11 protein-coding genes are annotated in these 13,118 nt (G+C 59.5%); 3 read left to right on the top strand and 8 right to left on the bottom strand.

What is annotated here, in order from left to right:
- Window positions 1-38 precede the first annotated feature (38 nt).
- Window positions 39-218, top strand: coding sequence for an Arm DNA-binding domain-containing protein (locus GTP44_RS27430; protein WP_371867168.1), 180 nt, complete (start codon window positions 39-41; stop codon window positions 216-218).
- On the opposite strand, the gene GTP44_RS07285 is transcribed toward GTP44_RS27430, so the two are convergent.
- Window positions 215-1,465, bottom strand: a complete 1,251-nt coding sequence (locus GTP44_RS07285) for an IS256 family transposase (RefSeq protein WP_202424020.1) — start codon at window positions 1,463-1,465, stop codon at window positions 215-217. The genes GTP44_RS27430 and GTP44_RS07285 overlap by 4 nt on opposite strands.
- Before the next feature lie 225 nt (window positions 1,466-1,690).
- Window positions 1,691-2,881 carry a hypothetical protein gene (locus GTP44_RS07280; protein ID WP_161018891.1) on the bottom strand — a complete coding sequence of 397 codons (1,191 nt, stop codon included), beginning with the start codon at window positions 2,879-2,881 and terminating at the stop codon, window positions 1,691-1,693.
- A 266-nt stretch (window positions 2,882-3,147) separates the two neighbouring features.
- Between GTP44_RS07280 and GTP44_RS28185 the strand changes: the two genes are divergently transcribed.
- Window positions 3,148-3,327 (top strand): recombinase family protein, encoded by a 180-nt coding sequence (locus GTP44_RS28185; RefSeq protein ID WP_161018890.1) that lies wholly within the window; start codon window positions 3,148-3,150, stop codon window positions 3,325-3,327.
- A 208-nt stretch (window positions 3,328-3,535) separates the two neighbouring features.
- Here GTP44_RS28185 and GTP44_RS07270 read toward each other — a convergent pair whose 3' ends face one another.
- From GTP44_RS07270 to GTP44_RS07250, 5 genes are all read right to left on the bottom strand, one after another.
- Complete coding sequence (locus GTP44_RS07270; protein WP_161018889.1) at window positions 3,536-3,958, bottom strand: STY0301 family protein; 423 nt, start codon at window positions 3,956-3,958, stop codon at window positions 3,536-3,538.
- A 12-nt stretch (window positions 3,959-3,970) separates the two neighbouring features.
- Window positions 3,971-4,432: a BPSL0067 family protein gene (locus GTP44_RS07265; RefSeq protein ID WP_229256812.1), complete on the bottom strand. Its 462-nt coding sequence runs from the start codon at window positions 4,430-4,432 to the stop codon at window positions 3,971-3,973.
- Window positions 4,433-4,540: 108 nt separating this feature from the next.
- Entirely contained in the window at window positions 4,541-5,887 is a 1,347-nt protein-coding gene (locus GTP44_RS07260; RefSeq protein WP_161018888.1) for an enolase C-terminal domain-like protein, read from the bottom strand.
- A 23-nt stretch (window positions 5,888-5,910) separates the two neighbouring features.
- Complete coding sequence (locus tag GTP44_RS07255; RefSeq protein WP_161018887.1) at window positions 5,911-7,563, bottom strand: GH35 family beta-galactosidase; 1,653 nt, start codon at window positions 7,561-7,563, stop codon at window positions 5,911-5,913.
- A 78-nt stretch (window positions 7,564-7,641) separates the two neighbouring features.
- A complete protein-coding gene (locus tag GTP44_RS07250) occupies window positions 7,642-10,716 on the bottom strand; it encodes a TonB-dependent receptor (RefSeq protein WP_161018886.1) in 3,075 nt (1,024 codons plus the stop codon).
- Window positions 10,717-11,044: 328 nt separating this feature from the next.
- Here GTP44_RS07250 and GTP44_RS07245 point away from each other — a divergent pair, with 328 nt between their 5' ends.
- Window positions 11,045-11,512, top strand: a complete 468-nt coding sequence (locus GTP44_RS07245; RefSeq protein ID WP_160989239.1) for a glycine zipper 2TM domain-containing protein — start codon at window positions 11,045-11,047, stop codon at window positions 11,510-11,512.
- Between the two features lie 50 nt (window positions 11,513-11,562).
- Here GTP44_RS07245 and GTP44_RS07240 read toward each other — a convergent pair whose 3' ends face one another.
- Window positions 11,563-13,095 (bottom strand): S10 family peptidase, encoded by a 1,533-nt coding sequence (locus GTP44_RS07240; protein ID WP_161018885.1) that lies wholly within the window; start codon window positions 13,093-13,095, stop codon window positions 11,563-11,565.
- Window positions 13,096-13,118: the final 23 nt, after the last annotated feature.

Here is a 13,118-nt window from a genome sequence, read left to right as displayed (position 1 = left end):
TCTTTCCAATCTCAAATAAGTACCAACAGGAGAAACCAATGGCCTTAACGGACACCTTCGTTCGCCAAGTCAAACACAGTGGTGCGCCAGCAGGCGATAAGTACACCGATGGACAAGGCATGTTCCTGCTTGTGAAGGCAGCAGGTAAATACTGGCGAATGAACTATCGCTTTGCCGGGACGTGTAAGAAATTCTGTGTGTGCGGGGCCGGGTTTTAGTTAATCGCGTTTGTGAAGCGTTCGCCAAACATAATGGCAAACTGATTGGCCGCCAGCTTCCAAGTCCGCTGCGGCATCTTCCAATCTTTTTCGATATTACGCAAGGCCAGGAACAGCAGCTTGGTCGCCGCCTCATCGCTGGGGAAATGACCACGATTCTTGACGATCTTTCGCAGGCGCATATGCAGGCTCTCGATGGCGTTCGTAGTGTATATGATGGTGCGCACCTCTGGCGGGTAGGCAAAGAACGGAATCACCTGCTGCCACTGGCGCCGCCACATGGCCGCCACGGTCGGGAATTTCTTACCCCATGGCCCGGCTTCAAATTCGTCCAGTGCCGCCGCGGCCAGGTCGGCATTGGCGGCTTGGTAGACGGGTTTCAGGGCCGCAGCCAGTTCCTTGCGGTCCTTCCAGGCCGCCAGCGTGGTCGAGTTGCGGATCAGGTGCACAATGCAGGTCTGGATCTGTGCCTGTGGATACACCGCCTCAATGGCATCAGGGAAGCCGCGCAGGCCGTCAACGACGGCGATCAGGATATCGTCCAGTCCACGGTTCTTGAGCTCGTTAAATACCTTCAACCAGAACTTGGCGCCCTCGGTCTGCTCGATCCACAGCCCCAGCACCTCCTTGCGGCCGTCGGCGCGGATGCCCAGCGCCAGGTAGACGGCCTTGTTCTTGACAGTGCCCTCGTCGCGGATTTTCAGGCGCAAGGCGTCAAAGTAGACAATCGGGTACATCGTTTCCAGCGGACGTTGCTGCCACTGGGTGACTTCCTCGATCACCTCGTCCGTGATGGTCGAGATCAGCATCGGCGACACCTCGGTGCCGTACAGCTCCAACAGGTGCCCCTGGATCTCGCGCACGCTCATGCCGCGTGCATACATGCTGATCACATGATCATCGAAGCCCGGCATGCGCCGCTGGCCTTTGGCCACCAACTGCGGCTCAAAGCTGGACAGGCGGTCACGTGGAATGTCGAGGTGCAGTTCGCCGCCCGGCGCCAGAACCTTCTTGGGCGTGGTGCCGTTTCTATGATTCTTGCTCGTCGCGTCCTCGTTGGCCAAGTGATGTGTCAATTCGGCCGCCAGCATCCGCTCGGCGAGCATCTTCTTGAGCTGGCCGACCAAGCCAGACTCACCGAGGATAGACTCGGCGTTCTTGTCCTGAACTTGGGCCAGCAGCTGGTCGATCAGCTCAACTGGGAATGGATACGGCTCTTTCTTCTTGCGGGGTTTCTTGGTGGTCATCGTGTCGGTCATGGAACATCCCTTTCGGTATTATTTCATGACCCCGTTTCACACAGAAATTCTTACAGGCTCGCGGCGCTGGGTGAATTAATCGATGAGAACATCCTCGACAACTTCGTATGCCAGTCCTGCTACTTCAGCTTTGGGAAGACTGGCGCCACAGTAGCAGAACCATTCCTTGAAGATCCGTAATATGCAGTGATCTGGGCAAAGCAAAAACCGCAATTATTTCGGAGCAGGTCTACTGCGGATGTGAATTGTCCCTGCTTCAACGAATCGTTCGAATCGCTTCATGAGATTGTAATCCAGTCTATGCGCCTGTCCGCTACTGCATTTAAGAAGCATTACCAGCTCACGCAAGTCGAAAACATGAAAATAGTCACCTGTTTCCATTGCTGCGCTGCGGATTGCGTCTTCAACTTCAGTCCAGTCACCCTCATGGATCAGCTCCGTCAGCAGGACGATACAGTGAAGAGGCTTGTCTAATACAAGAGGTATCTGACTCCCCTTAGCATTGAATGCTTCTACCCCTCTCTTTGCAGTCTTCGAAGCCCCAACTAGTTGCCCTATCGCTTTTTCCGCCTGCTTTTGAACACCTAGCACTCTTCGTTCTCTCGTTCGATCCAATCCAGCAGCGAACACGGACAAGTCCTTGGCTTCAATAAAGAAACTTCCATATTGGTAAAAGGCAACAACATCAATCAATTCTCGCTGCTTTTTCCCAATTTTAACTTGTGGCGATTTATGCAAACCAAAAGGGAAAACTGATTCAAGTGAAGCCCATATCGATTTTTCTAAAACTCCGCCTTCATCTCTATCATCTAAAACAATCGTTTGTAGGTCATTATTTCCAGCAAAGGAAACCATATTCGACACCCACTTTCCATACTGAATAGGGGTTTCAATAATAGCCATCACATCGGAAGCAAGAACCTCAGTCATTTGGTTTGTGATTGAGCAGAAATTATCCAAGGCCTTAATTGCTTCTGCACTGTATTCGCCAGAATACGGAATTGGGTGCTTGGACAAGAATTCATTCAATCCAATCCGGTCACCCTCCGAAAGAATGCCATCAGACCAAGCAACGCAAACGTCCAGCTCGTTAAAAAGAAATATAGGTGTTTTTCCAACGGATGCAACTTTCCGAAGAGCGCAGTGTTCCTCTTCATGCCTTTGAATATTGCACAACAATAGAGGTTCCTCAGGTACGTCGTACACCCGAATTGCACTGCAAAGATAGCTCTCTTGGAAGGCGTAAACCATACTCATTTTAGCGCCAGAAACGATTGCCTTCAGAGCATTTGTCGGAGCCTTAATTAGCAAAGCTGTTTCTTTCCCTCCATTCGCGGGAACAATCCATGTGCCAACCTCTTCGGAGCGCATCTCCTTATAAATTCGTTCACTTGGAAGATGCATCGTAAATCTCCTAAAAGGTTAATAAATCAATGAGTTTCGTTGATCAAAGCGAAGGATAAAACGCTATTGAGCTACTTGCTCAAGGATATCAAACGAATCTTGGGAAACTCATCGGTAATCGACAGGCAACATTACCACGTTACCAGATGAGCAGGGTCAAGTGATCTGTCGCCTCCCCCCCTCCAAAAACTATCAAAACGGCACTTAATTTTAGAGACTATTGATAATTTAACCACATCTAAAACCTATTGATAGAAAGGAACTGTATGACAACATACGGCTACACACGCACCTCGACCGTTGAGCAGGTCGCGGGTCTCGCAGACCAAATCTCAAAGCTTAAGGGCACGGGCTGCACAGATCAGTCGATTTACCAGGAGCAGGTCAGCAGCGTAAAGATGGAGCAGCGTGTTGAATTTACCAAGCTGCTATTCACGTCGAGATGACTGCGGATATTATGCGAGAGCTACAAGCTCTGGACTCGCGTCTGCAACGAACGGACGACAAGATCGCGATACTCAAGTCCGAGATTGAGGCCAAGATTGCCGACACCCGAACCGACATCGTTAAATGGGTCGTCAGTGTCGGCATACTGCAATCCTCACTGATTGCAGCTTTGCTGCTCAGATTAACCTAAGCTCGGTCGCGGTGATGCTACCTGCACAGGGTCGTTATATCGTGCTGCCCGGCCTTCGCGCCCTTTCGGTAAGTGAATTTACACTCCTGTGTGTCATCGGGCAGACGGCGAGACAAGGTGACCTGATTGCGTTCGCCGTAGGTGCATTGTAGCCATTTCCCTTGCGGGAACGTCCCTTCCAGGGCATAGGTATAAGACCACTCCTTTTTGCTTCTCGACTCCTTGAAGTCTGCAAGGTCGCCTTTCATTTCAGGCGGTCCGGACATTGGTGCGGCGGCGTGCAGATACAACGGCGATGCAACATAGGGCACCCAGCCAGCTTGGGTGTCACTTAACTGGATGGCGGAGGCAGGAATAAATGCCGGGCACTGCACTGTTGCCGCTGAAACCAGCATCGGGGACACAATCAGGGACGCAAACATCAGTCTCTTGATAAACATGGTCTGCTCCTGTTATTCGATGACGAAGAAGGAATCCGCGTTGTCACTCGGACGAACATAGGCGCCACTCTTAGTCTTGCCGCGCCGTGGAATAAACCGTGACGATACCGCTGTCTTTTTATCATGCTTCCACTGGTCCATTATCCATATGCCGTTAGGACCATATCGCAGGAAGAAGGCTGCGTGATTGCCATGATCCCTGTTGGGGTAGCGGCCGTTCACAAAGGTCGCTATGGCGGTACCTTTCTTCAGCGTGGCGGCATCAACCACATGCAGCCCCTCTCGCCAGGCGGACGAGACGGGAACCTTCGCGTAGTGCTGGACAAGCGCAACACACTGACGCGTTCCAACGGGCTCCGTCCCCTCCAGATCCTCGACTTTGGTGTAGACGTAAGGCACTTTGAACCTCCCTATCAGGTGGTGGAAAATGCTTTTTACTCTAGACAGAATGCGCCGGAGGATATTGAAGCTCAACAAGCTGTACCCAACTTCGCTGCGGATTAGCTTGAACGTATCTTCTGGCGTTCTATGGATTCCAACTTTCGTGGGAATGACGGTGGTGGCGGCGGTGACGGCAGTGGCTCAGCCCAGGCTTGGGCGCTTCGGCGAGTAGGTCCAGCCGGGGACCAGATAGCGCATCGCCATGGCGTCGTCGCGCGCGGTGGTGGCGACTTTTTTGTACAGTTCGTGCGCGGCGGCGATGCGGTCCAGGTCGGGCTCGATGCCCAGGCCCGGCTTCTTCGGCACCTGCACCGCGCCGCCGACGATCTGCAGCGGTTCCTTGGTCAGGCGCTCCTGGCCTTCCTGCCAGATCCAGTGCGTGTCGATGGCGGTGATGGTGCCCGGCGCCGCCGCGGCCGCGTGGGTGAACATCGCCAGCGATACATCGAAGTGGTTGTTCGAATGCGAGCCCCAGGTCAGGCCCCACTGCTCGCACAACTGCGCCAGCCGCACCGAACCCTGCATGGTCCAGAAGTGCGGATCGGCCAGCGGAATGTCGACCGCGCCCAGCAGATGCGAGTGCGCCATCTGTCGCCAGTCGGTGGCCACCATGTTGGTGGCGGTCGGAATGCCGGTGGCGCGGCGGAACTCGGCCATGATCTCGCGGCCCGAATAGCCGTTCTCCGGTCCGCACGGGTCTTCGGCATACGCCAGGATGTGGCCCTGCCCTTTGCAGATTTCGATCGCTTCGCGCAGCGACCACGCGCCGTTCGGGTCGAGCGTCACGCGCGACTCCGGATAGCGCCGCTTGATGGCGGCGATGGCTTCCATCTCCACCGCGCCCGGCATCACGCCGCCCTTCAGCTTGAAGTCGCGGAAGCCGTACTTCTCCACCGTCGCCTCGGCCAGTTCGACGATGGCGGCCGGCGTCATCGCCTCCTCGTTGCGGCGCTGGTACCAGCCGCGCTGGCCTTCGCCGCTTTGATACGGCAGGTCGGTGCGCTGGCGGTCGCCGATGTAGAACAGGTAGGCCAGCATCGGCACGCTGTCGCGCTGCTGGCCGGAGCCGAGCAGTTCGCACACCGGCACGCCCAGGTGCTGACCGAGCAGGTCGAGCAGCGCCGCTTCGACGGCGGTGACCACGTTGTCCAGCCGCAGATTGATTTCGTGCGGCTGCTTCAGCACTTCCGCCTCGGCCGCCGACGTCACCTGATGCTGGCCGCCGATGGCCGCGCGGATCGCGTTCAGCGTGCGGTTGTACAGGCCGATCTGCGTGCCCACCACCAGCGGCACCGAGCGCTCCAGCGCCGCCAGAATGCCGGCGCCGCCCGGCACCTCGCCGATGCCGGTGTTGCCGGCGCTATCGGTCAGCAGCACCAGGTTGCGGGTGAAGTAGGGCGCGTGCGCGCCGCACAGGTTGAGCAGCATGCTGTCGAAGCCGGCGACCGGGATGACCTGCATGGCGGTGATGACGGGGGAATTGCTCATGGTTTAACTCCGATAAGTTCAGTTCAGCGATAGCGGTACAACTTCACACGCTGTATGGTATAGCCATCGCCAGGCAAATTGATATGGCGCCCCTGGTGGGTCTGGTCGCCGTTCAGCCAGCGCCCCGCCTTCCAGCGGCCGTTTTCGTAGGTGCCCTCGGCTGCGTGCTCAATGCCGACCAGATCGCCATTTTCGCTGCCGAAAACAAAAGTCAGACCCTTGCCCGCCACCAGGAATTCATCGTCACCGGTCTGAATCACCAGACCGCCGCGCGTCTGCACCTCGGCGGGTTTGAGTTTCTCCCACGGCGCGTTGAAGCTGACGGTCAGCATGTAGCCGCCCAGCCGCACCTTCTGCGGCGCGGTGTCGACTTCACCGTCAAACGACATCGGCGCCTTGAAGCCGTGCATCTTGCCGCCGCCCTGATGCTGGTTGATCACCGGCGCAATCTGCTTCAGCACGCGGAAAGCCTGCGGCAGCGAGTAGCCGCCATCCTTGACCTCATCGATGGCGAACGGCGAGAAGCCAAACGCATCGTGCTCGCCGATGGCGTAGAAAGCATCGGCGCCGGCGTCGCTGCGGTCGGCCTGATTGCCCTCGGGGACAAACAGCGGATTGTCCGGCCGCTTGAACTGTCGGGCCCAATGGGCAAAGTTGGGGAAGTAGATATCGATCGCCAATACATCCAGCGACGGCGCGCCCGCCTTCCACACATCAAACAGATGCGGCAGCGGCCCGGCGCTCGGGTATTCGCCCGGACGCTTGCCGGGACGCGGCAGCGCCACATTCACATACATCGGCAGCGGATACACCGCCTTGCCGGCGGCGGTCAGCGCCTCGACAAAGCGCGCGTAGTGCCAGGCCTGGAACACCTCTTCGGTTTCGACGGTGTCGCCAAACACCTCGGCCCAGCTGCCGGCGGTGCGCGCGCCGCGCGACTCCCACGCCGACTTCAGCGCCGGCTGCAGCGTTGCCTGGTTGGCGGCAAGATAGGCGGTCAGCGCGGCCGGCACCGGCGCGCGCCAGGCGGCGTTGGCGGCGGCGCTGTAGTCGCGCACCTCAGGCAGCATGCCGATTTCATTCTCTACCTGCACCATCAGCACCGTATGCTGCGTATCGACCTGCTTCAGGTGGGCCATCAAGGCGCGATAGGCAGCGATATCGGCGGCCAGCGTGGCCGGCGCGAACGGCGTCAGAATCTCTTGCGCGACGCCGGCGCGGGTACGCGCGCGCGGGAAGCGCTGCAGGTCTTTTTTCACCCAGGCCGGCACGTAGGTCGACATGGAGTTCTTCCATGCGCCAAACCACAGCAGCACCAGCCTGGTGTTGTTCGCGCGCGCCTGTTTCAGCATGCCATCGAGCACGCTGAAATCGAAGCGGCCCTCGGCCGGTTCAATCTGGTCCCATTCGACCGGCGCCAGCACGGTATTGACTTCGGCCGCCTTCAGGGTCGGCCACAGGGAATTCAGGAATTCCAGGTTAGAGGCGGACGAGTTGTTCAACTCTCCGCCCAGTATCAGAAACGGTTGATCGTCAACGATCAGCTGCGTCGCGCTACCCTGCTTGCGCAGGTGCGGCAAGGCGTTGGCCTGGGCCGCGCTGACGGCCATCGCGCCCAGCAAGGCGACGGCCACGGCGCAAGCGGCGGCGCGGACTTTGCGGGTCGATGCAAACATGGCTGCTCCTAAAAAAAACCGCCCCATGTAGGGGCGGGCTAAAAAAGGCCCCGCAGGGAGACGGGTGGGGCCAGACGATCAGAACTTGGCGCGCAGACCCAGCGAGTAGGTACGGCCAGGCGAGTACTGCGTGAACGGCGCGTTGGCGAACTGGAAGTAGCCGCTGCGCGAGTTGTTGTTCAGGTTGACAATGTCGAAGCTGAGCGTTGGCCAGTTGTCCTTGTCGAACACTTCCGACAGGTCGATGCTCGACGAGAAGTCCAGCTGCTTGTAGTCGTTGCTGAACAGCGCCGCTTGCGTGATGCCGTTCTGGTTGGCGCTGGCGGTCTGGCTGCCGGTCGAGAAGGTGTGCGACAGACGCGCCATGTAGCCGTGGTTCTCGTAGTAGACCGAGAAGTTGTTGGTACGCTTCGGTACACCCAGAGCGATGAAGCCGCTCGCGCCCTCGCCGCTGGCGCGCTGGTTGATGAAGGTGGCCGTTTCGTTGATGCCAAAGCCGCGGATCGGCAGGATCTTGTCGAGCGGCTGCACCCAGCCAATTTCCAGGCCGCGGATGCGCAGGTCGCCGTCGGCGTTGCGGGCACGGGTCAGCACCACGGTGGCCGCGTCAGGACCGCCACGCGAGTTGATCGCGGTCTGCTGGTTCGGCGTCAGCGTGTTGTAGTTGATGCCGTAGGCCGCCAACGAGCTGAATGGCGCGGTGATGTTCTCGTTGACGGTGAAGCCTTCCACCGTTTTCTGGAACACGGTCAGGCTGACGTAGCCTTCGCGGCCGGTGTACCAGTCCAGACCCAGGTCGATATTGTCCGACAGGTAGGGCTTGAGCGCCGGATTGCCGATCGAGCCAACGTCCGCCGACACCGACGAGAAGCTGACACCTGGACGCAGCGCGTTCGGGTCGGCGCGGGTCATGCTGCGCGACAGGGCGGCGCGCGCCACCAGGTTGTCACGCAGGCTGACGGCGACGGTGCCCGATGGCAGCGTGTTGTTATAGGTGGTGTCCTGATACACCCACTGGCTGATGTTCGGATACTTGCTGCCGTTCAGCGTCAGGCTGGCGTTGCGCGGATCGGCGATCGAGTTCAGCGAGCCCACCGACTGCTTGGTGCGGACGTAACGCACGCCGGCGTTGTAGCGGGTCGGGAAGCCCGCCAGTTCGGTCTTGCCGTTGGCTTCGAAGTACAGGCCGGTGGACTTCTCGCCGATGAAGCCGGCGGCGGCGCCGGTCGACGACGAGCCGCTGGCCGGCGCGTTGTTGTAGTAGCTCTGGTAGTTCGAATCTTTCGCGAAGCGGTCCCAGTCCACCACCACCTTGCCGTAAGGACCAGGCACGATGTAGCTGGCCAGCGCGCTTTGCGGGATCAGCGAACCGCCGTAAGTCAGCGGCGTGGTGGCGCCGGCGGTGTAGCCGGTGCCATAGCCTGGGTACAGCGCGGCGGCGCTGGCGCCCGGGGTCGAGGCGCCATCGCAGTTCGGCGCGCCGTTCGGACCTTGCAGGAACACGCTAGGATTGTTGCCGCACACCGCAGCCTGCCATCCGGCCGAATTGTCGGTGGCGCGGATGGTGCGGCTGATGTCGTCATAGGCGACGCCGCCCTTCAGGTTGAACTTGTCGTCGCCCCAGGTCAGATCGCTGTGGAAGCCCTTGGTCTTGGTGTCGCGGAACTCGTTCTGAATGTTGACGCGACCGGTGTTCCAGACATAGCTGGCCGGGTTGTTCAGATCGGTGCTGGAGACGATCGATGGGATGCCGCCTTTGTTGCTGTAGGTGACGGTGTTGCCGCTGTTCGGCGCGGTGATCAGGTAGACCGTCGGCGCTTCGTGGCTGAACTTGCTCTTGGTGTAGTTGACTTGCGCGTCCAGTTTCAGGGTCGGGGTGATCTTCCACTCCATGCCTGGATTGATGCCCAGCATGTCGACCTTGTCGCGACGGTAGCCGTGCTCGAAGAAGTTCTGGGTGTTGGCGAAGGTGCCGCCGGTGACCGTGCAGCCGTTGGCGCAGTCGGCTTTGTCGACCGTCATGTTCAGCGGAATCATGCCGCCGTTACGCACCGACCAGTCGTAGTCCATCCGGGTCATGTTGTCGTCGCGCTTGCTGTACATGGTGTCCAGGTAGAAGTGCAACGCCTCGCTCGGACGGTATTCGGCGCTGAAGATCGCCGAGCCCTTGTCCTTGGTGCCGTAGTAGTCCATGGTGCGGCCGAGGCGCGGCACGATGGCCTTGTTGATCTGGTCGATCGTCAGGCCGGGATTGTGCGCCAGCAGCCAGGCTTGATCGATCACCTGGCCGGTGACCAGGCCATTGCCGGCGCCGGCCGGCACGGTGGCCGGAATGGTCCAGTTGCCGCCGCCGGTGCTGTTGCGGCCCGGGCCCGTGTTCTGCGCGGCCGACAGGTTGGCGTTGGTGTAGCCGACGGTTTCCCAGCCGGTGGTGTGGATTTGCTGGCGCGACAGGGCGATGCCGCCCAGAATGCCCCAGTTGCCGAAGGTCTGGCTGGCCATGATCGAGCCGCGGCCGCCGGTCTTGTCGGCGATCTGCTGCTTGGTGGCGGTGATGCTGGCGGTGACGTACTTGCCTTCCTTGTCGAACGGCCGCGCACTGCGCAGGTTGACCACGCCGGCGGCGCCGCCTTCGATCATGTCGGCGGTCGGGCTCTTGCTGACGGTCAGCTTGGTGAACAGGTCGGTCGGCAGCAGGTCGAGGTCGACCTCGCGGTTGGTGTTGGCGCCGTCGATCGGGCCCGACGAGGCCACGGCGACCGGCGCGCCGTTCAGCAGAATCTTGGTGAAGCTCGAACCCAGGCCGCGGATCTGGATGGTCGAGCCTTCGCCGGTGATGTCGCGCGAGACGCCGACGCCGGGAATGCGGCTCAGCGATTCGGCGATGTTTTTGTCAGGGAATTTACCGATGTCCTCGGCGTTAATCGAATCCTGGAAGCCGACCGCCTCTTTCTTGTCCTTGGCCGACGACAGCAGCGAATTGCGGTAGCCGCTGACCTTCACCACGGTCATGCCGGCGGTGTCGTCCTGCGCCGGAGCGACGGTTGGGACAGTGTCCTGAGCATATGATTGCGCAATCAGGCCTGCCATGATGGTCAGGGTGAACGCGACTTTCCGGCCAGCATGCCGGGTTTGCTGTTGCTTAACTAACATTGACAGTCTCCTTCGGGGTTAATCACCGTGGTTATTGTTATGAAACGCGCAATTTATAGCCAAATGGTTGCGCGATCATTTGAGTGTAAGAGTTTTGAAAAGTTATTGTCAACAAAAATCACGCATCAAATGTTATGCGCTACCATTTGATGTAAAAGTGCTACCGCGATAGTCGCATGCTCAGAGGGGAAGCCGGTTTTCGGGGCAAAACCGGGGTGTGGCGGCGTAACAACTGCTTACGTTCGAAACACTTTTTAGGTCACCGGTGATGAAGCCGGCTGCGTTTTATCGGTAAGCGCCGCTGTTGGCGCGTACAGGAGAAAATAAAATGGAACATTCCCGCATGCACCCAATGATGATTGCCGCCGCCGCTTCGGTAACGCTGGTCAGCCTGCTTGGCGCCGCTTCCATTGCCGGCATCCTGCCGAATTCGCAGGCAAAACAAAATGACACTGCTATGCCTGTCGCCGCGACGATGGCGACGCCAGCCGGTGGCACCGCGCTGGCCGCCGCGCCAGTTGCCGAGGTGGCACCGGCACCGCGCCGCGTGGTGGAGCATAAGACTGTGGTGCATCACACCTACGCGCCTCAGCCGCAGCAGCAAGTGGTGCAAGCGCCGGCGCCCGCGCCGGTAGCGCAGAACAGCCCGTTGGGCATGGGGATCGGCGCGGTGGTGGGTGGTTTGCTGGGTAATCAGGTTGGCAGTGGCAACGGCCGCAAGCTGGCGACGATCGCCGGCGCCGTAGGCGGCGCTTACGCCGGCAATGAGATCGCCAAAAACCAGCAACAGCAATAAGGCCAAGCCCGTCATTCCGCCTACTGGGCGGAATGACGGGCGCTGTCATATCAGTATTTGGCTGGCGCGTTCGGCGCCGGCGTCGACGAGCGGATGAAATCGCGCAGGTCATCGTTCGACGTCGCCAGGTCTTCCGAACGCAGATACATCATATGCCCGCTACGATAGCCTTCAAAGCGCAGACGGTCCTTCATCTTGCCGCTCGGGTCCAACTGCCACATGGTGTACTTGGCGTCGAAGTAAGTGCAAGCGCCGTCGTAGTAACCCGACTGGATCATCACCTTCAGATACGGATTGGCGGCCATCGCCAGGCGCAGGTTCTCGCCGGTGTTCTCGTTCTTGAAGTCCCAGGGATGCACATCGCCGAACAGGTTGTACTTGATGTCGGTCTTGTAGCCCAGGTCATTGCGCAGATACTGATTGATGGCCGGCGTGAACGAATGCAGCCACGACGTCAACTCGGCGTTGTAATCGACCTTGTCGCCCGACTCGGTCTTGTCGATGCCAAGGTAGCGCGAATCCAGCCGCCCCACCGTTTTGCCCTGCTTGCGCAGCAACTCCTTCCAGAACTGCTGCGGTTGCACCGACAGATTATTCTGCAACACGTATTCCTGCGACAGACCGGAGTAGCGCGCGATCTTCGCGGCGATCTGCGCCCGCTTCTGCGGATCGAGGAAACCGCCCTTGGCCAGCGCCGGCAGCAATTCGTCGGTGGTGAAGGCCTCCACTTCCGGCAGCAAATCCTTCAAATCACGCGCCTGCAGGTCGGCCGGCAGCACCTTCTGATACCAGGCGGTGGCGGCGTAGTAAGGCACTTTCAGCGCATCGTCCACTACGCCGTCGCGCTTCAGGCCCAGCTCCGTCGGCGACACCAGCACCACGCCATTCAGATACATCCACTGCGCGTTCTGCAGCTCCAGCGCCAAACCGGCCACGCGCGTGGTGCCATAGCTTTCGCCGATCAGGTACTTGGGCGACGTCCAGCGCCCTTCGCGCGAGACAAAGGTGCTGACCCACTCGGCCAGGTACTGAATGTCCGCATTCACGCCAAAGAAGCGCGCGCGGTCCGCCTTGCCATCCAGGATGCGCGAGAAGCCGGTGTTGACCGGATCGATGTACACGATGTCCGCCACGTCCAGGATCGAATGCGGATTGTCCTTCACGCCGTAGGGCTGCACCGGATACCCTTCGGCATCCAGGTTAAGCACTTTCGGGCCGGTGTAGGCGATGTGCATCCACACCGAGGCCGAACCGGGACCGCCGTTAAACGACAGCACCAGCGGACGCTTGCTCTTGTCGCTGACGTCCGTGCGCTGGTAGTAGGTGTAGAACAGCGACGCCGTCACCTTGCCCTCCTTGTCCCACACCGGCTGCGTGCCGGCGGTCACCTTGTACGGCACCGACTTGCCCTTGATGGTGACCTGGCCGGTCTTGCTGACCTGGGAATCGGCCTTCAGCAAACGCTCGCTGGCCTGTAGCTCGGCGGCGCGTTCTTTGCTGAGGGCGGGCGCCTTGTCGGCGTCCTGCGCGTGGGTGACAGCGCTGACGGCCAGCAGCGCAAGGAGGGCAAGCTTGGATTTCATGGCATCTCACAAGGTTGAAAGAG

Origin of the sequence: Duganella lactea, assembly GCF_009857505.1 — a bacterium.
GTDB classification, from domain to species: Bacteria; Pseudomonadota; Gammaproteobacteria; order Burkholderiales; family Burkholderiaceae_D; genus Rugamonas; species Rugamonas lactea.
Note: the sequence above shows the minus strand (reverse complement) of the source record. Positions and strands in the feature narration are given on the sequence as shown.

What these genes read in the sequence shown, in the direction of transcription:
- GTP44_RS07280 (WP_161018891.1), bottom strand. Translation starts at nt 2,881, where the DNA reads ATGCATCTTCCAAGTGAACGAATTTATAAGGAGATGCGCTCCGAAGAG.
- GTP44_RS07250 (WP_161018886.1), bottom strand. Translation starts at nt 10,716, where the DNA reads ATGTTAGTTAAGCAACAGCAAACCCGGCATGCTGGCCGGAAAGTCGCG.
- GTP44_RS07270 (WP_161018889.1), bottom strand. Translation starts at nt 3,958, where the DNA reads ATGTTTATCAAGAGACTGATGTTTGCGTCCCTGATTGTGTCCCCGATG.
- GTP44_RS07245 (WP_160989239.1), top strand. Translation starts at nt 11,045, where the DNA reads ATGGAACATTCCCGCATGCACCCAATGATGATTGCCGCCGCCGCTTCG.
- GTP44_RS07260 (WP_161018888.1), bottom strand. Translation starts at nt 5,887, where the DNA reads ATGAGCAATTCCCCCGTCATCACCGCCATGCAGGTCATCCCGGTCGCC.
- GTP44_RS07240 (WP_161018885.1), bottom strand. Translation starts at nt 13,095, where the DNA reads ATGAAATCCAAGCTTGCCCTCCTTGCGCTGCTGGCCGTCAGCGCTGTC.
- GTP44_RS07255 (WP_161018887.1), bottom strand. Translation starts at nt 7,563, where the DNA reads ATGTTTGCATCGACCCGCAAAGTCCGCGCCGCCGCTTGCGCCGTGGCC.
- GTP44_RS28185 (WP_161018890.1), top strand. Translation starts at nt 3,148, where the DNA reads ATGACAACATACGGCTACACACGCACCTCGACCGTTGAGCAGGTCGCG.
- GTP44_RS07285 (WP_202424020.1), bottom strand. Translation starts at nt 1,465, where the DNA reads ATGACCACCAAGAAACCCCGCAAGAAGAAAGAGCCGTATCCATTCCCA.
- GTP44_RS27430 (WP_371867168.1), top strand. Translation starts at nt 39, where the DNA reads ATGGCCTTAACGGACACCTTCGTTCGCCAAGTCAAACACAGTGGTGCG.